14 protein-coding genes are annotated in these 17005 nt (G+C 66.0%); 5 read left to right on the top strand and 9 right to left on the bottom strand.

All coding sequences use genetic code 11. From position 1 onward, the window contains the following. Window positions 1–199: 199 nt before the first annotated feature. Together BKA07_RS18510 and BKA07_RS18505 are read left to right on the top strand one after the other, a co-directional pair. On the top strand, window positions 200–1663 hold the full coding sequence (locus BKA07_RS18510; RefSeq protein WP_167952577.1) for a hypothetical protein: 1464 nt from the start codon (window positions 200–202) through the stop codon (window positions 1661–1663). 310 nt (window positions 1664–1973) lie between these two features. Beyond that, a complete protein-coding gene (locus tag BKA07_RS18505) occupies window positions 1974–2468 on the top strand; it encodes a peptidoglycan-binding domain-containing protein (protein WP_167952575.1) in 495 nt (164 codons plus the stop codon). Window positions 2469–2590: 122 nt separating this feature from the next. Here the strand turns inward: BKA07_RS18505 and purQ are convergent, their stop codons facing one another. From purQ to purD, 9 genes are all read right to left on the bottom strand, one after another. After that, on the bottom strand, window positions 2591–3331 hold the full coding sequence (gene purQ, locus BKA07_RS18500; RefSeq protein WP_167952573.1) for a phosphoribosylformylglycinamidine synthase subunit PurQ: 741 nt from the start codon (window positions 3329–3331) through the stop codon (window positions 2591–2593). Further along, complete coding sequence (purS, locus tag BKA07_RS18495) at window positions 3331–3585, bottom strand: phosphoribosylformylglycinamidine synthase subunit PurS (protein WP_167952571.1); 255 nt, start codon at window positions 3583–3585, stop codon at window positions 3331–3333. Before purS ends, purQ begins: the two co-directional genes overlap by 1 nt. 116 nt (window positions 3586–3701) lie before the next feature. Beyond that, entirely contained in the window at window positions 3702–5180 is a 1479-nt protein-coding gene (locus BKA07_RS18490; RefSeq protein ID WP_167952569.1) for an NAD(P)/FAD-dependent oxidoreductase, read from the bottom strand. Between the two features lie 169 nt (window positions 5181–5349). Next, complete coding sequence (locus BKA07_RS18485; RefSeq protein ID WP_167952567.1) at window positions 5350–6204, bottom strand: ABC transporter permease; 855 nt, start codon at window positions 6202–6204, stop codon at window positions 5350–5352. Window position 6205: 1 nt separating this feature from the next. Continuing rightward, the gene (locus tag BKA07_RS18480; RefSeq protein ID WP_167952565.1) at window positions 6206–7111 is read right to left on the bottom strand and encodes an ABC transporter permease; all 906 of its coding nucleotides are present in this window, start codon (window positions 7109–7111) and stop codon (window positions 6206–6208) included. Beyond that, on the bottom strand, window positions 7108–8271 hold the full coding sequence (locus tag BKA07_RS18475; protein ID WP_167952563.1) for a polyamine ABC transporter substrate-binding protein: 1164 nt from the start codon (window positions 8269–8271) through the stop codon (window positions 7108–7110). The genes BKA07_RS18480 and BKA07_RS18475 overlap by 4 nt, the downstream gene beginning before the upstream one ends. Continuing rightward, window positions 8264–9424 carry an ABC transporter ATP-binding protein gene (locus BKA07_RS18470; RefSeq protein ID WP_167952561.1) on the bottom strand — a complete coding sequence of 387 codons (1161 nt, stop codon included), beginning with the start codon at window positions 9422–9424 and terminating at the stop codon, window positions 8264–8266. Before BKA07_RS18470 ends, BKA07_RS18475 begins: the two co-directional genes overlap by 8 nt. After that, window positions 9421–11190: an amidohydrolase gene (locus BKA07_RS18465; RefSeq protein ID WP_342449126.1), complete on the bottom strand. Its 1770-nt coding sequence runs from the start codon at window positions 11188–11190 to the stop codon at window positions 9421–9423. Before BKA07_RS18465 ends, BKA07_RS18470 begins: the two co-directional genes overlap by 4 nt. Window positions 11191–11530: 340 nt before the next feature. Next, window positions 11531–13909 carry a phosphoribosylamine--glycine ligase gene (purD, locus tag BKA07_RS19855; protein WP_167952559.1) on the bottom strand — a complete coding sequence of 793 codons (2379 nt, stop codon included), beginning with the start codon at window positions 13907–13909 and terminating at the stop codon, window positions 11531–11533. Between the two features lie 33 nt (window positions 13910–13942). Between purD and BKA07_RS18455 the strand changes: the two genes are divergently transcribed. Genes BKA07_RS18455 through BKA07_RS18445 form a run of 3 tightly spaced genes read left to right on the top strand, consistent with a single transcriptional unit; the run spans window position 13943 to window position 16940 of the window. Continuing rightward, a complete protein-coding gene (locus BKA07_RS18455) occupies window positions 13943–15100 on the top strand; it encodes an asparaginase (RefSeq protein ID WP_167952557.1) in 1158 nt (385 codons plus the stop codon). Continuing rightward, complete coding sequence (locus tag BKA07_RS18450) at window positions 15100–15501, top strand: sterol carrier family protein (protein ID WP_167952555.1); 402 nt, start codon at window positions 15100–15102, stop codon at window positions 15499–15501. The genes BKA07_RS18455 and BKA07_RS18450 overlap by 1 nt, the downstream gene beginning before the upstream one ends. Further along, a complete protein-coding gene (locus BKA07_RS18445; protein ID WP_167952553.1) occupies window positions 15498–16940 on the top strand; it encodes an aldehyde dehydrogenase family protein in 1443 nt (480 codons plus the stop codon). Before BKA07_RS18450 ends, BKA07_RS18445 begins: the two co-directional genes overlap by 4 nt. Window positions 16941–17005: the final 65 nt, after the last annotated feature.

Below are 17005 nucleotides of genomic sequence, written 5' to 3'. Positions count from 1 at the left end.
AATGGCGAAAGCTGAGCCCCCACACGTTTTGAGGGATGTCTCGAAGAGGTAAATATCTGCAATTGATCGATGACATTTCCGTCATGAACTAAACGACCAAAAGTCGCCACCTCTTCACGGCCGACATATCGTCACTTCCACAACCGTGCATCGTAGCCACCTGTGCACCGCAGCCACCCAGGCCCCTGGAAGGATGATCATGAAACGGCTGGTTCTCGCAGCGAGCGTTGCTCTGGCAGTGCCCACCATCGGAATCGGACCGGCTGCCGCGGGCTCATTGGAGGTCGCACCAGGAAACACGACGCAGAATGAGCCTCACCCCGTCGGCCATGCAGGGGATGACCCCGAGGGGGCAACGGGCACCACCGAACCCGACACTGATGATTCCGCGGCCGACCTCGGCACGGACGGCACCGGCACCAGCCAGGGGCAGAACGGCGACCAAGACGGCAACGAGTCGACAGAACCGGAAGTGCCCACGGCACCCGGAGATGAAGCCACTGATCCCGACGGAGACGAGGATGACGCGGATGACGACGCCGGAGAAGAGTCCGAACCGATCGACGCGAGCTTCACGCTCGAGAAGACGGAGATGACTGCCGATGAGATCGGCGATCCCGACAGAGGTATCCGCTACACCATAGATTTTCTCACCGCCGGAGACGTCGTCACCGCTGAACCTGGAGACGACGCATCGACGACGGTCGAGAACGACGGCGCCTACACCGGAACGATCCTCGCCAACACCGAGCTCAAGACCGGTGACACACTCGCCGTCACCGTCACGGTCGAGCGCGCAGGACAGGAGACGGAGACATTCAGCGGCAGGGTCGAAGTCGTCGCGCCTGATGACGAGGGCCAAGAGGCGCCGGACTCCGAGCTCACCGTTTCCCCCAAGACACAGGGGCTCGAGAACTTCCTCGACACGGGAGTGGCCATCACGCTGACCACCTGCGTCATGGACGAGGACGTGGACTTCCGAGTGAGCACCAAGGCAGACCCTGACACCACTGTCTGGGAGCAGACGCAGACGGCAGGTGAGGACGCAGCCGGATATGCTCACTTCGTCCCCGACGGCGACGGCGGCCCCACCTGGGTCGGCGAGTACCTCGTCACGGCCTCGTGCGGCGATCGCAGCGCTGAGACGACCTTCACCGTGACCGAGGACGACAGCGTCGTGGAACCGTCGCTGTCCATCGAGCCACAGAAGCTCTCGGGCGAAGACTTCGTCAACCGGGACAAAGGCGTGACCATGACCGTCACCGACTGCGAACCCGGCAGCGACGTCCAATTCGAAGTCTGGGGCCACGAACCCAGCGAAAAGCTCTACGAAAGGACGGTCGAAACCGATGAGGACGGCACCGCGACGGTCCAGGTCTATGGCATCGAGAACATTCCTGAAGCCTATGTAGGCACCTATCATGTGGTGGCCGACTGCTCGGACCAGGATTTGAAGGGCGATTTCGTCGTCACCGGCGGCGGATCCGGTGGCGACTCGAACGGCTCAGCCGGAGGATCAGGCGACTCCGGCGACTCCGGGAATGCCGACTCGATGCCGCGAACAGGCGCCGAGCTCACCGGCCTCGGAGCCGGTGCAGCTCTCATCCTGGCCGGCGCGGCGACGATCGTCTTCGCTCGCCGCCACGCACAGCTCGGATCCTGATCGGTGGCCCGTCGGGTTGGTGAGCACTCCCGGCCCGACGGCGCGAACCCCACGGAGACGAGCTGGCATTCGGCCTCGGCGCACTGACCACGAGAGTCGGTGAACCGGGGCCGAACTGTGTGGCCATGGCGGACACTCGACACCGATGACGACACCCACTCGCGGGCATGGCGTTTGAGTCTCGTCCGACCCTTGTCGCGGCACGAGCGGCGGTCATAGATTGACGCATGTGGTGGCAAGGTTGCTTCCACGAACGTTCACAGCCGCTGAGCCTCGATCCGGGCTCTCCGGCATCGATGTAGGAGGAGAAATGTCGAATCCCGGTCAGCCCACCATCCAACGCGGAGACCAAGGCGAGGTCGTCAGGCGCGCACAGCGAGGCCTGCGCAGAGTTCCGGACCATTCGGTGGCCGTCGACGGAATATTCGGCGCCGTCACCGAAGCCGGCGTCAAGGACGTACAGGACGGCGCAGGGCTGGAGGTCGACGGCATCGTCGGTGACGACACCTGGGAGGTGCTGCCCAACGGCGGACCGATGCCCCTGCTCAAGGTGGGCTCCACCCACAAGGCCGTCACCGATCTGCAGGAAGTGCTGAAGAACGGTTCGGTGGAGGGTGACTGGCCCTCACCGGGAGAACCGGACGGCGAATTCGGTCCAGCAACCGAGGCCGCAGTGGAAGGCTTCCAGAAGTGGGGCGATGCCGACGTCGACGGAGTCGTCGGCGACGAGACCTGGTCGGTGGAGATGCATGCCGCGTCCGCGACCCTCGAGTCGGCGGTCGGACTGAAATGGGCCGAGGACTGAAGGAACCGTCGAGGACCGAAGCCGCCGAGGCTGCTGCGATTCGGCCCTGCGACGGTTGCAAGCCTCAGCCGGTCTCTGCGACGGCTGCGGGCCTCGGCCGGTCTCTGCGACGGCCGTGTGCCTCAGCGGCCGTTGACCAGGGTGCGCACGGCCGAGGAGAAGAATCCCTGACCGTCGATCCCGGTGCCGTCTTCGGGACCGAAACCGGCTTCGACAGCATGCTCGGGGTGGGGCATGAGTCCGACGACGTTTCCGGCCTCGTTCGTGATGCCGGCGATGTCGCGCAGGGATCCGTTGGGGTTGAGACCTTGGTACCGGAACACCACGCGACCGGTGCCTTCGAGCTCTTCGAGGACCTCATCGGTGGCAACGAATCCGCCCTCGCCGTTCTTCAGCGGGATCCGAATGGTCTGTCCGTGCTCGTAGTCACCGGTCCAGGCGGTGTTCGTGTTCTCCACGAGCAGCTCCTGGTCACGGCAGATGAAATGCTGGTGGTCATTGCGAATGAGCGCACCCGGCAGCAGGTGTGATTCGCAGAGGATCTGGAAGCCGTTGCAGATGCCTAGGACCGGCATACCGGCGTTTGCGGCCGAGACGACGGACTCCATGATCGGAGCGAATCCCGCGATCGCACCGCAGCGCAGGTAATCCCCATAGGAGAACCCACCGGGCAGAATGACGCCGTCGACACCGGCGAGCGTGGAATCGGCGTGCCACAGATTGACCGGCTTCGCTCCGGCCAGGCGGACGGCACGTGCGGCATCACGGTCATCGAGCGTGCCGGGGAACGTCACGACACCGATCGATGCACCGGACTCAGCGCCCGCCTCGGCGGTGGCCGGGGCAGTGGTGACTGCCGTCATCAGGCTTCCTCGACGGCGCGAACGGCCACGACGTTCTCGATGACCGGGTTCGACAGGAGCTTCTCCGCGGCCTCGCGTGCCTGCGCGAGAACTTCCTCGGTGACCTCACCGTCGATTTCGAGTTCGAAGCGCTTCCCCTGTCGCACCTCACCGAAATCGGTGAACCCGAGTCGGGACATTCCACCGGAGATCGCCTTGCCCTGGGGGTCAAGAATCTCGGGTTTGGGCATCACCTCAACGACGACACGTGCCATGCGTGTTCTGCTCCTTCAAGAAAGTGTTCGGGAGTTCCTCCCGCGCTCGCTGAAAGTCTACCAAGGGCGGAATGAACTCCCGTGTCCGGTCCGAAGGCTGAGCACCTCGAGGACGTTCAGGAGTCGAAGCCCATCCCCACAGAGTCGAGGACTTTGAGCAGCGGACCGCGTCGCCCCTCGTTCCCATCGGCTTTGATCAGCGCATTCGTCGTCATCTGGATGCCCAGCCAGGCCACCGGCTCGGGTGGGAAGGGCAGAGGCAGCCTTCGCACCATCTCCAGTTGGGTCAGCTCCGTGTCCTGCCCGGTCAGCAGGTCGAGCATGACGGTGCCTGCGAAGCGCGAGGCGCCCACACCCAGACCGGTGAAGCCCGCGGCCATCGCGACCTTCTGGCCGTATGCCGTGGTGAAGAAGGAGAAGAACCGTGAGCAGGTGTCGATGGCTCCTCCCCATTTGTGGCTGAACTTCACGTCGGTCAGCTGGGGAAACGTCTCATAGAAGTGTCCGGCCAGGGTCTCGAAGGTCTCGGGTCGCTGGTCGTACTTCCACGAGATCTGCCGCCCGTAATGGTAGACGGCGTCCCATCCGCCGAAGAGGATCCGGTTGTCGGCCGACAGTCGGTAGTAGTGGAACCGATTGGCACAGTCGCCGATGCCCTGCCTGCCGTCCCAGCCGATGGACGCAAGCTGCTCGTCGTCCAGCGGCTGGGTCATCAGGGCGTAGTCGTAGACGGGGACCGTGTGCAGACTGACGCGCTTGAGCAGCGAGGGGAAGACATTCGTCGCCAGCGCCACTCGCTGCGCCGTGATCGTTGGGGCACTCGTGGTGCCCTCGGCGCTTCCGGTGCCTGCGGTACTGGCGGCGCTGGCGGCTCCCGCGGTGCCCACAGCTCCGGACGCGGTCGCCGAATTCACCTGGGTCGTCACCTGGACCGTCGACTTCCGATCGCTGACATCGGTGACCTTCGTGCCCTCATAGACCTCGACGCCGAGTTCGCCGATGACGCGCAACAGCTCCCAGCACAGTTTGGCCGGGTTGACCATGGCGACCTCGCGCGAGTCCCAGAGGGCGCCCTTGTACGTCGGCGACTTCACGATCTGCGCGAGCTCCGCCTGGTCATAGAAGATGAAACCGGCTTCCGGGTCGTGGGCCTCCCGCAGCTCCGGAACCTGATAATCTTCGGTCGCGACGTCGAGTTCGCCGGTGCGTTCGAACTCGACGTCCATGTCGTACCTGGCCACGGCCGTTTCGATCGCGTCGAGGTTCTCCCGCCCGAGCTGCGCCAGACGTTCGTTCTGCTCCGGCAGATGGGCCTCGCCGTTGTCATAGCCATGGGTGAGGCTGGCCGCGCAGAAACCGCCGTTGCGTCCCGAGGCGGCCCACCCGATCGAGTTCGCCTCGAGCAGGACGACGTGACGACCGGGGTCGCGCTCCTTCGCCTGCAGAGCCGTCCACAGACCGGTGAAACCACCTCCGACGATGACGAGCTCGGCGTCGATGTCGGCAGTCAGCGGTGGGAGCGGGTCGGGTCGCTGAGCGGAATCGAGCCAGAACGGAACGGTTGAGGCCTCTGCCAATGCGGCATTGACATCCATGTCATTTCTCCTTCTGCCTTGCGGCAACGGTGTGCATGTGCGGGTCGATGCAGGCCCCGCGGAACCCGGCCCACCTCCGCGCAGAACCCGGGCCAACCTCGGCGAAGGCTTGTGCCCCACCTCTGTGAGGGCCCATGTCCCACCTCGGTCAGGGCCCATACTCCTCGGGTCATCCGGCCATGGTCTTGATGATCTCCGTCGAACTTCCCCCGGTCCTGCGCAGGGCCAGGGCGCAGACTCCGAGAGCGATGAGGGTGAGCAGGAACATGAGAGTCGAGATCGCGGCGATCTCGGGCCGCAGGGCCACCTTGACCGCCGCGAAGATGTAGACGGGCCACGGCGTCGAACCCGGGAGCTGGACGAAGCTCGAGAGGATCGTGTTGTCGAGACTGAGCGTGAACGACATGAGGGCACCGGCGAAGATGCCGGGCGCCGCGATCGGCAGGGTGATGTCGCGGAACCTGCGCCACGCATTCGCACCGAGGTCGGCCGCGGCCTCCTCGAGCTGACGGTTCATGCCGGCCATCCGCGCACGGATGATGAAGGTCACTACCGCCATCGAGAACATGGCATGTGAAATGACGAGACGGACCATGCCGTCATTGAACGGCGTCAGTCCCCAGTCCACGCCGAGGGTGACGAACCACGGGAGGAAGGCGATGCCGTCGACGATCTCGGGAGTGAACAGCGTTGCACCGAGGACGACCGTGAGCCCTACCGCCCACCACATTCCGCGCTTGGCACGGGCCAGGGCGACGCCGCCGATGGTGCCGAAGATCGTCGCGACGATCGCCGACCCGACGGCAGCCTGGAGGCTCGTGAACACGGTGGCGACGATGACATCGTTCTCGAGCCCGTTGGCATAGGCATCGAAGCCGAACTCCTGAAAGCTCGCGAGAACCTTGCCGTTGTTGAACGAGTAGGCGACGATGACCGCGATCGGAAGGAACAGATAGATGAAGACGAGGATCCCCCACGCGTTGAGGAGCCTGTCGGTCAACGGCTTGCGGATCGTGTATGCCATATCAGGCCCTCCCGTTCGAGATCGGAACGCTGTTGGCCCTCGCCGCGATGAGCTGCCCGACCTTGAGCAGGGCGAAGCCGATGCCCACAACGACGACGGTCGAGGCGATGAGGACGACGGCCATGGCCGAACCGAGCGCCCAGTTCTGTGCGGAATTGAACTGTTCGGCGATGAGCTGTCCGATCATCGACCCGCTCGCCCCGCCGAGCACAGTGGCCGTGATGTAGTCGCCGTTGAGTGGGATGAACACGAGAAGGCACCCCGAGATGACACCCGGCATCGCCATCGGCAGGGTCACTTTGAGGAAGGTCTTGACCTTGTTCGCACCGAGGTCGTAGCTGGCCTCCCGCAGCTTGGAGCCGGAACGGTCGATGGCGACGAAGAGCGGCAGGATCATGAGCGGCAGATAGTTGTAGACGACGCCGATCTGGACCGCGGTGTGCGTGTAGAGGATGTCGATCCTCTCCTGGGTCAGGCCCAGGGCCAGCAGCCCTTCGGAGAAGAATCCGGTGGGGGAGAGGATGATCTGCCAGCCGAGCGTGCGGACGAGGAAGTTCGTCCAGAACGGCACCATGACCAGAGCCAGCGCGAGATCGCGGCGGGCCGGAGCGATCTTCACCGCGATCCAGTAGGCGAAGGGCAGAGCGATGAGCAGGCAGATGAACGTGCCGAGGAGTGAGATCCTCAGCGTTGCGAAGAAGGTCGACACGAAGGCCGGATTCATCGCCTCGGGGAACCGGTCGAAGCTGAGTCTGTCAGTGGCGACCGCCGTGTAGATGTCAGGCTTGTAGCCGAAGCTGAAGAAGATCACCATCGCCACGGGGATGATGAAGAAGAAGACGACATAGGCCCACGTGGGGAACGACAACGCCGCCGGACCGAAGATTCTGGTGCGAAGAGGCCTCATGCTGCTCCCGACCTCCTTTTGGCTTCGGTGAGGATGTCGACCCGTGCCGCCATGCCCTCGTTGAAGATGCTGGCTTCGAGGCGGTCGAGGACCGTCTGATCGGGGAAGATGAGATCGATGTTGTCGAGCTCGGCCTTCCTGGCCTTCTCTTCCGTGCCCTTGACCCCGATCGGGTAGCCGATGTACTCGATCTGAGTCATGGAGTTCTCCGGGGAGATCATGAAGTTGATGAACTCATGCGCGGCATCGGGATGCGGAGCCCCGGTGGCGATCGCCCAACAGTCCATCCACAGGTTCGCCGAGGGAGTCGGGAAGACATACTTCCAGTCGTCGGGATTGTCGACCTGGTTGAACCCCTGTCGCGCATCGCCGTTGTAGGACTGCATGAGGTCGAAGCTGCCCTGGATCATGCCGGTCGATGCACTGCCGAAATAGGCGCGAACATTGGGTGCGACCTCGTCGACGAGGACCTTCTCGGCCTCGGCGAGTTCCTTCTCATCGGTCGTATTGAGGCTGTATCCGAGCGTGGCCAGCGAGATCGCCGTGAGTTCCCACGGGTCGGAGAGCAGCGAGGTCCGTCCGGAGGCCTCGTCATGGGCTGCGTCGATGAAGTCCTGCCAGGAGGTCATCTTTCGTGTGATGACATCGGTGCGATAAGCGTAGCCGGTCGTGCCCCAGGCCTTGCAGATCGTGTACTCGTTGCCGGGGTCGAACGCCTGGTCGGTGAAGTTCGGGTCCATGTGCGAGAAGTTCGGGATCAGCGACAGGTCCAAGCGCTGGAGCAGGTCATGGCTGGCGAATCGGTCGATCTGGGACCCGGTCGGGACGACGACATCGTATCCGGACGTGCCTCGGCTCGAGGACAGCTTGGCGATGAGTTCTTCGTTCGACCCGTAGGAGTCGACTTGCAGGAGGACGTCGAACTCGTCTCGGAACTGTCCCAGCAGATCCGGAGAGTCGTAGTCGCCCCAGGTGTAGAGGTTGAGCTTCGACTCGATCTCACCGTCGGTCGGCGGCGAGTCGGCCATGCTCGTGTTCCGCCCGCAGGCGGTCAGCGCACCGAGGCCGATGACGCCGAATCCGGCCAGCGCCGCTCGGCGTGTGATCGCGTTGACCTTGTGATTCGGAGCGAGCACATTGATCGGGGAGTGCTCACCCATGGGCGAACACCGCCACAGCATCCGATTCCCAGGCCAACGCGACCTCATCTCCCTGTTCGAAGAGTCGGGCACCCGCTGCCGGGACGCGGGCGAGGATCTCGTCGTTCGTTCCCGACCGCACCATGTACTGGACGACATCGCCGAGGAACGACGTGGAGATGACGGTGCCGGGCGCGGTGTTCGGAGTCGACCCGGCCGCTGGGTCGGCTTCAGCGATTCGCATCCGTTCGGGCCGGATAGCGGCCCGAACCTCCGTCCCCTGTTGCAGCGGCCCACCGCCTTCGGCCGAATGCGCCGTGGCGGGCTTGGCCTCGACCGCGCTCGTGTGCATCACCGAGTTCCTGCTCTGCAGGGTGGCACCCGCGCCGTCGACCTCGGTCACGGTGACCGGGATGAAATTCTGTTTGCCGATGAAGCCCGCGACGAACCGGTTGCCCGGCTCCTCGTAGATCTCCTCCCCGCTGCCGACCTGCTGGATGACTCCGTCGTACATGACGACGATGCGGTCGCTCATCGCCAGCGCCTCCTGCTGGTCATGGGTGACGAAGACGAAAGTGGTGCCGAGGTTCGCGTGCAGGCGTTTGAGCTCGAGCTGCATCTCCTCTCGCAGCTTCCGGTCGAGAGCCGACATCGGCTCGTCGAGGAGCAGGACCTGCGGGCGGTTGACCAGTGCGCGCGCCAGAGCGATACGCTGCTGCTGACCACCGGAGAGCTGTTCGGGTCTGCGTGCGGCGAAATCCTCCATCTGGACGAGCACGAGGACTTCGCGGACCCGCTCGGCGATCTCCGGTTTGGGGACCTTGGCCTGCTTGAGGCCGTAGGCGATGTTGTCGGCGATGTTCATATGGGGGAAGAGCAGGTAGGACTGGAACACCGTGTTCACGGGTCGCCGGTGCGGCGGGAGAGTGACGATGTCCTTGCCCGAGAGGAGGATCGCGCCGTCGGTGGGAGCCTCGAACCCGGCGATCATGCGCAGCAGGGTGGTCTTTCCGCAGCCCGACGGGCCCAGGAGGGAGAGGAACTCACCCTTGCGCACGGACAGGTCGAGGCGTTCGATCGCGGTGTTGTCTCCGAAGACCTTCTTGACTCCTCGGACCTCCAGGTGTTCGACCTGCGGGAAAGCAGGTGTCTCTGGCGTGGCTGTTGTGGTCATGATTGCCTTTCTGCTGCAGCGGCGTCGAATACGATGCGGCCGCCCGCGATCGTCAGTTCGTTTTGCACCTCGACGAGTCCTCGCGGGTCGAGTTCGAAGGGGTTCTCACTCGCCAGCGCGAGGTTGGCGACGGCTCCCGTGCACAGTCGCCCGTTGATCTCCGACCGCAGCAGGTGCGCGGAACCGGAGGTGTAGGCGCGCAGCGCCGTGCTCAGGTCGATGGCCTGCTCGGGCAGGAGCGGTGCCGGATCGCCCGCGTCCGGGTGGCAGCGATTGACGGCGACATGGATCGCCTCCCACGGGTCGGCCGTCGAAACCGGCCAGTCCGATCCCATCGCCAGGTGCGTACCCGCCTCGGCGAAAGACTTGAAGGGGTAGAGCCAACCGGTGCGCTCAGCACCGAGGCAGGGCACGTTGAGATCGATCATCTGTTGGTCGTGGCAGGCCCACAGCGCCTGCAGGTTCGCGGTGATCCCGAGCTCGGCGAAGCGGGGCACATCGACGGGATCGACGACCTGGACGTGGGCGATGTGGTGCCGGCGATCGCAGGCCCTACCGGTTCCGATGGCGTCGAATGCGTCGAGGGCTGCCTTGACGGCGGCGTCCCCGATCGCGTGGCAGTGGATGTCGAAACCGGCCGCGTCGAGGGCGGCGAAGGCCCGGTGGAGGTGTTCGCGGGTGAAGTAGCTGGTCCCGAAGCCGCCGCAGGCGCAGCTGTACTCGGTGCTCATCGCGGCCGTGCGGGATTCGACGATGCCGTCGAGCATGAACTTCACCGAGGTGGTGCGAAAGTCGCCCTTAGTCCGTCGCTTCTCGAGCAGAACCGCGACCTGGGCGTCGATGTCTTCGACGTCACGGGGCCACCACAGGCTGCCGACCACCTCGGCGGTCAGGTCGCCGGCATCGTGTGACTGGACGTAGGCGTCGTAGGGCGAGCGGTGGCCGGAATAGTCGCCGACGATGGCGTCCATCCACGCGGTGACGCCGAGGCGGTGGAGATAGTTCTGCCCGGCGAGCAGGCCGGCTCGTATGGCGGAGTCGGTGGCCGCGGGCAGGGTCGCTGTGACGAGGTCCATGGCAGATTCGTGCAGGCACCCGGTCGGTGTTCCGTCCTCGCCCCTCTCGATCACACCGCCTCGCGGAGTGGGGGTGGAGGCGTCGAGACCGGCGAGGTTCATGGCCGCCGAGTTCACCCACGCCGAGTGGTGGTCGGCGCTGAGCAGGATGATGGGCCGGTCCGGGCTCAGCTCGTCGAGGACTGCGGCACTCGGTGCGCCTCCGGGAAAGTCGGCCATCGACCAACCGCCTCCCGTGACCCAAGCACGGTTCTCGGCTGGGGCCGGGCGATCGGCGGCGGCAGAGACCGGGTGGTCGGTCGCGGCAGAGGCCGTGTGGCCGGTCGCGGCCAAGTACTCGCGGATGACTTCGAGTACGGCATCGAGGTCCTCGGCCCCGCTCACGTCGCAGGCCAGGGATTCCTGCCCGCCGAAGGTCGTGTGCACATGAGCGTCGACGAACCCGGGTGTGATGAGCTTCCCCGTGGCCGTGATGGTGGTCGCGGCGGGTTCGGCCGCCTCGCCGGTGCCGATCTCGGTGATGATTCCGTCGCGGATGCTGATGCGGTTCGCGGGCAGGACGGAGTGGCCGTCGAAGATGCTGACGTCGAGAACGTCGAGGTTCATGTTCCTCCCGACTTCCTTGTCGAAGGTGAGGCGAGGCGCATCGAATGCGCTTCGCAGGATGTCATTGCCGGTCGATCGGTGCACTTCCCGCCGAATTGCACGTCTCTGTGTGGCTCGGACGACTGCATGTGTCACCCGTCACTGTTGGTCACACACACTAGCGGAACCCGTAGGTTACGTCTATCGAATCCGTTGTATGAGATGACGTTTGGCGAAAATTCGCGCATGAAAGACACTAATGCCTGCTGAATCAGTACCTTCGTGCGTGGTGCTCGGGTGATGAGGGCGTGGCGGCGTCGCAGTGGCAGTCAGGGCTTATCCACGCGGCTGAAGTCCCTCCCGCTTTCGAGACAGCGACGGAGCGCCGAAACCACTGTGCGTACGCAGTGGTTACGGCGCTCCGTCGTCGTCTCGGTGAGAGAGGCTAGCCGGGGAACTTCTGGCCCGTGAGCTTCTCGAAGGCCTCGACGTAGCGGGCGCGGGTCTTTTCGACCACCTCGGCGGGCAGTGCCGGTGGGGCAGTGTCCGAGGACTTGTCCCAACCGGACTCCGTCGTCAGCCAGTCGCGGACGAACTGCTTGTCGAAGCTCGCCTGCGCCTTGCCCGCCTCGTAGCCCTCGGCGTCCCAGAAACGCGAGGAGTCCGGGGTGAGCACCTCGTCGCCGAGGACCAGCGTGCCGTCCGGCAGCGTCCCGAACTCGAACTTCGTGTCGGCGAGGATGATGCCGCGCTCGCGGGCGATCGCCTCGGCCCGCTGGTAGATCTCGATCGTCAGATCACGGACCTTCTCTGCCGCCTCGGCGCCGATGGTCTCCGAGACCTGTTCGAAGCTGACGTTCTCGTCGTGGTCTCCCAGTTCGGCCTTGGTCGCCGGGGTGAAGATCGCGGGCTCCAACCGGTCGGCTTCGACGAGGCCTGCAGGCAGCGGGACGCCGCACACGGAGCCGGTCGCCTTGTAGTCGGCCATGCCGGATCCGGTGAGGTAGCCCCGTGCCACGCATTCGACGGGCAGCATCGACAGGTTCTTCACGATGAGGCCGCGGCCGGCCACGGCTTCCGGAACGTCGGAGCTGATGACATGGTTGCCGATGACTTCGGAGAGTTGGTCGAACCACCACAGGCTCAGGCCCGTCAGCACCTTGCCCTTGTCCGGGATCTCGGAGTCGAGGACCCAGTCATAGGCGGAGATGCGATCCGAGGCGACCATGAGCAGCTGCTCGGCAGACGCGGCGTCGGCGGCCTCTTCGGGAATGTAGAGGTCGCGAACCTTGCCCGAGTACACGTGCGTCCAGCCCGGCAGAGCTGGAGCCGAGGAATCGAGCCCCGCCGAGGCGGGTATTGGGTCTCCGACCGAGAACGGCAGCGTCGGCTCGTCCGCCGACGCAGCGACCGCAGCCGGTGCCGGGGCGGCAGTCGGCTCGTCCGCCGACGCCGCTGCAGCAGCCGATGCCGCTGCGGGTGCCGGGTAGATGTCGGCTACGGTGATCTGCCCGCCGGCGGCCACCTCGGCGATGTCGGTCCGATGCTGTTCGCCGTCCCACTTGACCTCGGCCACAGCGGAGTAGGCCTTGGCCCGCGCCTCGTCGAGACCATCGCCGAGTGAGACGACGGAGAGCACCCGGCCACCCGAAGTGACGATGTCACCGGTCTCGGCGATGTCCTCGGAGATGACGGTATCCTCGGGGGCGAAGCCGGCGCCCGTGTCCTTGGCCAGGGAGGTGCCGGCATGGAGGATGTGGACGTCGTCGAGCTCGTCGGCCGTGCCCAGGCCGCGGATGATGTCGCCGGTGCGCGGAGTGTTCGGGTAGTTCTCGGCGGCCATGACCACGGTCACCGAGGTGCGCGGGTCCCACTCGAGTTCGCCGACCTCGTCGAGGCGACCCTCGGCGGCGGCGAGCATGGTCTGCCCCAGCGGGCTGCGCAGACGGGCGAGCACGGACTGCGTCTCGGGGTCGCCGAAGCGGACATTGAACTCGACGACCCGCAGGCCCTTCGAAGTCAGCGCGAGACCACAGTAGAGCAGACCGACGAACGGGGTGCCGCGGCGCGTCATCTCATCGATGACCGGTTGGGCGACGGTGGACATGATCTCGTCGACGGTCCCGGCCGGAATCCACGGCAGCGGCGAGTAGGCGCCCATGCCGCCGGTGTTCGGGCCGGTGTCGCCGTCGCCGATGCGCTTGAAGTCCTGGGCCGGAGCCAGCGGCAGGGTGTGCCGACCGTCGGAGAGGACGAAGAGGGAGACCTCGGGGCCGTCGAGGTAGTCCTCGATGACGACCCGGTCGGAGACCTCGAGGCAGGAGGAGGCGTGGGTCAGGGCCTCGGCGCGATCGGAGGTCACGACGACGCCCTTGCCGGCGGCCAGCCCATCGGCCTTGACCACGTACGGGGCGCCGAAGTCATCGAGGGCTGCGGCCGCCTCGTCGGAGGTGTAGGCAACGACGGTGCGTGCGGTGGGCACGCCGGCGGACTCCATGACCTCCTTCGCGAAGGCCTTCGACCCTTCGAGGACAGCGGCCTCGGAGCTGGGGCCGAAGACCGGGAACGAGGCCTGGCGCAGGGCGTCGGCGACCCCGGCGACCAGTGGCGCCTCGGGGCCGATGACGACGAGGTCAACGTCGAGCGTCTCCGCCAGAGCGGTCACCGCGGCGGAGTCGTTCATATCCACGGCTGCGGTGTGCGCGATCGCAGCGATGCCCGGGTTGCCGGGCGCGGCGATGACGGCGTCGACCTGGGGGTCGCGGGACAGAGCAAGGACGAGGGCGTGTTCGCGGGAGCCCGAACCGATGACAAGAACCTTCACACCACCAGCCTATAAGGTCGTAGGCTTGAGTGCGTGACTCGTTCCACTTTCACTTCCGCCGACGCCGCCGAGCTGGCCGCAGTCGTGCGCAGCGGATTCGCAGAATCCCGCCACATCGGTTCCGCCGTCGTCCTCGACCCGGATGGATCACCCCTGATCAGCCTCGGTGCGCCTGAGGTTCCCGTGTTCACCCGGTCGAGCCTCAAACCCCTCCAGGCGATCGCCGCGATGTCGCTCGGCGCGCAGATCAGTGGTGTGTCAGCGGCTCTGGCGACCGCCTCCCACAAGTGCGAATCCGGACACGCCGAGGTGGTGGCCGGCATGCTCGACACCGCCGGACTGAGCGTCGATGACCTGCAGTGCCCGTCGGCACATCCCGCCGACGCTGCCTTCCGCCGCAGCCTCCAGGAACGGGCTGCGAAGAGCGGTGACGCCGACACCGACCCGAAGTCGCCCCTGTACTTCAACTGCTCCGGCAAACACACCGCGTTCCTCATGGCGGCGCTCGCCGTCGGTGCGGAGACCGAGAGCTACCTCGATCCCGCCCATCCGGTGCAGACGAAGGTCGCCGAGGTGGTCGAGGCATTCTCCGGTGAGACGCCGGCGGCTGTGGGCACCGACGGCTGTGGTGCCCCGGTGTTCGCACTCAGCCTGGTTGGCCTGGCGCGAGGGATCGGCCGTGTGGTGCGACAGGGCAGCATGGGCGCGGATCCCGGCGCCGCTGACTCAGCCGGCACCGCGGACTCAGCGAGCCACGCGGCCTCAGCGATCGCCTCGGCGACGGATTACCGGTCGTACGCATCCGCCGCCCGCACCCTCATGGACGGCGTCTTCGCCGATCCCTGGGCGATCGAGGGCCACGGACGCCCGAACTCGAGCGTCATCGACCGCCTCGGCGTCTTCGCCAAAGGGGGAGCCGAGGGCGTCATCGTCATGGCCACGAAGACGGGATACTCGGTGGCGCTGAAATGCCTCGACGGCTCGTCACGGGCCACTGGGCTGGTGGCACTGACCCTGCTGCGCAAGGCAGGGGCACTTCCGAACGTGACCGACGACCACCTCGGCGAGGTCACCACCGCGATCACGGACCCCGTCACCGGCGGCACCGATTCCGAGGGGCGGACGGCAGTTGTCGGGCGGGTCGTCGTGGGTGAAGATGTAGCCGATATCAGGCAGAGGGAGCAGAGCTGATGGCGATTCGCAGAAGGATCGACCCCGACCAGGGCCGCAACGCGCTCGAGATGTGGGCGGTGCACTCGGGTGCCGACGCCGCACCGGCGGACCGGTCGACGCTGGCCACCGCGGTGAGATTCACGCTCGAGGAGCTGGCCACACGCGCAGAGGGCAACAGCGTCGAGGTCCGAGTGCCGCCTTTCGGGGTCACCCAGTGCATCCCGGGGCCCCGGCACACCCGCGGCACACCGCCCAACGTCGTGGAAACCTCGGCGCAGGTGTGGCTGGAGATCGTGACCGGCAAGACCGAATTCTCCGCAGCGCTCGCCGACGGCGCGGTCGACGCCTCCGGCACGCGCGCCGACATCAGCGACTTCGTCCCCCTGTACACCTCGGCAGAACTGGAGGGCCGGCGATGAACGCCCAGATCACCCAGACCACCTCATTCATCGGCGGACGTCATGTGCCGTCCCTGACCACCTACGCCAACGTCGACCCGGCCACGGGCGAGCACCTCGGCGATGTGTCCCGCGGCGGCGGTGACGAAGTCGACCGCGCGGTCAAGATCGCGGCCCGGGCGCAGCGGGAGTGGAAACGATCGAGCCCCGAGCAGCGATCGAAGCTGCTGTTCACCACCGCCGAGGTGATCCGGGCCAACCGAGACGAGCTGGCCAGCCTCGAATCCGAGGACACGGGCAAACCCCTGACCCAGGCCTATTCCGATGTCGACGTCTGCGCCCGCTACTTCGAATTCTACGGCCACACCATCGAGTCCTACTACGGGCACTCGATCCCCATGGGCGAGGACATGCACGTCTACACGCGCCGCGAGTCCTACGGCGTGACCGGACACATCGTGGCCTGGAACTATCCGCTCCAGCTCATCGGCCGCGCCGCCGCGACCTCACTGGCCACCGGCAACTGCGCAGTCGCCAAACCTGCCGACGAGACGCCGCGCTCCACGGTCCGCCTGGCCGAGCTCATCCACTCCGTCGGCTACCCCGACGGTGTGTTCAACGTGGTCACAGGCTTGGGCGCCGAGGCGGGTGCGGCGCTGGCGGCCCACCCCGGCATCGCCCACCTGGGCTTCGTCGGCTCGACCCAGGTCGGTTCGCAGATCGCCCACGCCGCCGCGGACAGGGTGATCCCGACCGTGCTCGAACTCGGCGGGAAGTCCGCGAACATCGTCTTCTCCGACGCCGATGTCGACGCCGCGATCCCGTCCCTGGTGCGCTCGATCATCCAGAACGCCGGTCAGACCTGCTCGGCCGGCTCCCGCCTCATCGTCGCCCAGGACGTCCACGCCGAGGTGGTGGAGAAGATGGCGGCCGCGATGGAGGAGGTGACTATCGGCTACGGACTCGACGACCCGATGCTCGGGCCCCTGATCTCCAAGAAGCAGCAGGCCCGTGTCGAAGGGTTCCTGACCCACATCGGCAACGCAGAGATCCTCACCGGCGGAACCCGACCAGAAGGACTCGCCGCCGACCTCACCGGTGGTGCCTTCATCACACCGACGCTCGTGGACAATGTATCCCCGGGATCGACGATCGCGCAGGAAGAGGTCTTCGGCCCCGTCGTGGCGGCCATGGCCTTCGGCGACGAAGAGGAGGCGATCGCTCTGGCCAACGGCACCGACTACGGTCTGGTCTCGGCCCTGTGGACGCAGAACGTCTCCCGTGCCCACCGGGTCGCCGCCGAGGTGGAGGCCGGGCAGGTCTTCGTCAACACCTACGGTGCCGGCGGGGGAGTGGAACTGCCCTTCGGCGGGTTCAAGAAGTCCGGTTACGGTCGCGAGAAGTCCATCGAAGCCCTCGACGAGTACACACAGACGAAGACCGTCGCCGTGAAGCTGTGAGCTCGGCGGCAGTCGTCGCCGCGGCGACATTGTCCCTGCGGCGCTTCGCTCGCGGCTGCGGCCGT

The organism is Brevibacterium marinum (assembly GCF_011927955.1).
GTDB lineage: Bacteria > Actinomycetota > Actinomycetes > Actinomycetales > Brevibacteriaceae > Brevibacterium > Brevibacterium marinum.
Note: the sequence above shows the minus strand (reverse complement) of the source record. Positions and strands in the feature narration are given on the sequence as shown.

What these genes read in the sequence shown, in the direction of transcription:
- BKA07_RS18510 (WP_167952577.1), top strand. Translation starts at nt 200, where the DNA reads ATGAAACGGCTGGTTCTCGCAGCGAGCGTTGCTCTGGCAGTGCCCACC.
- BKA07_RS18505 (WP_167952575.1), top strand. Translation starts at nt 1,974, where the DNA reads ATGTCGAATCCCGGTCAGCCCACCATCCAACGCGGAGACCAAGGCGAG.
- purQ (WP_167952573.1), bottom strand. Translation starts at nt 3,331, where the DNA reads ATGACGGCAGTCACCACTGCCCCGGCCACCGCCGAGGCGGGCGCTGAG.
- purS (WP_167952571.1), bottom strand. Translation starts at nt 3,585, where the DNA reads ATGGCACGTGTCGTCGTTGAGGTGATGCCCAAACCCGAGATTCTTGAC.
- BKA07_RS18490 (WP_167952569.1), bottom strand. Translation starts at nt 5,180, where the DNA reads ATGGATGTCAATGCCGCATTGGCAGAGGCCTCAACCGTTCCGTTCTGG.
- BKA07_RS18485 (WP_167952567.1), bottom strand. Translation starts at nt 6,204, where the DNA reads ATGGCATACACGATCCGCAAGCCGTTGACCGACAGGCTCCTCAACGCG.
- BKA07_RS18480 (WP_167952565.1), bottom strand. Translation starts at nt 7,111, where the DNA reads ATGAGGCCTCTTCGCACCAGAATCTTCGGTCCGGCGGCGTTGTCGTTC.
- BKA07_RS18475 (WP_167952563.1), bottom strand. Translation starts at nt 8,271, where the DNA reads ATGGGTGAGCACTCCCCGATCAATGTGCTCGCTCCGAATCACAAGGTC.
- BKA07_RS18470 (WP_167952561.1), bottom strand. Translation starts at nt 9,424, where the DNA reads ATGACCACAACAGCCACGCCAGAGACACCTGCTTTCCCGCAGGTCGAA.
- BKA07_RS18450 (WP_167952555.1), top strand. Translation starts at nt 15,100, where the DNA reads ATGGCGATTCGCAGAAGGATCGACCCCGACCAGGGCCGCAACGCGCTC.
- BKA07_RS18445 (WP_167952553.1), top strand. Translation starts at nt 15,498, where the DNA reads ATGAACGCCCAGATCACCCAGACCACCTCATTCATCGGCGGACGTCAT.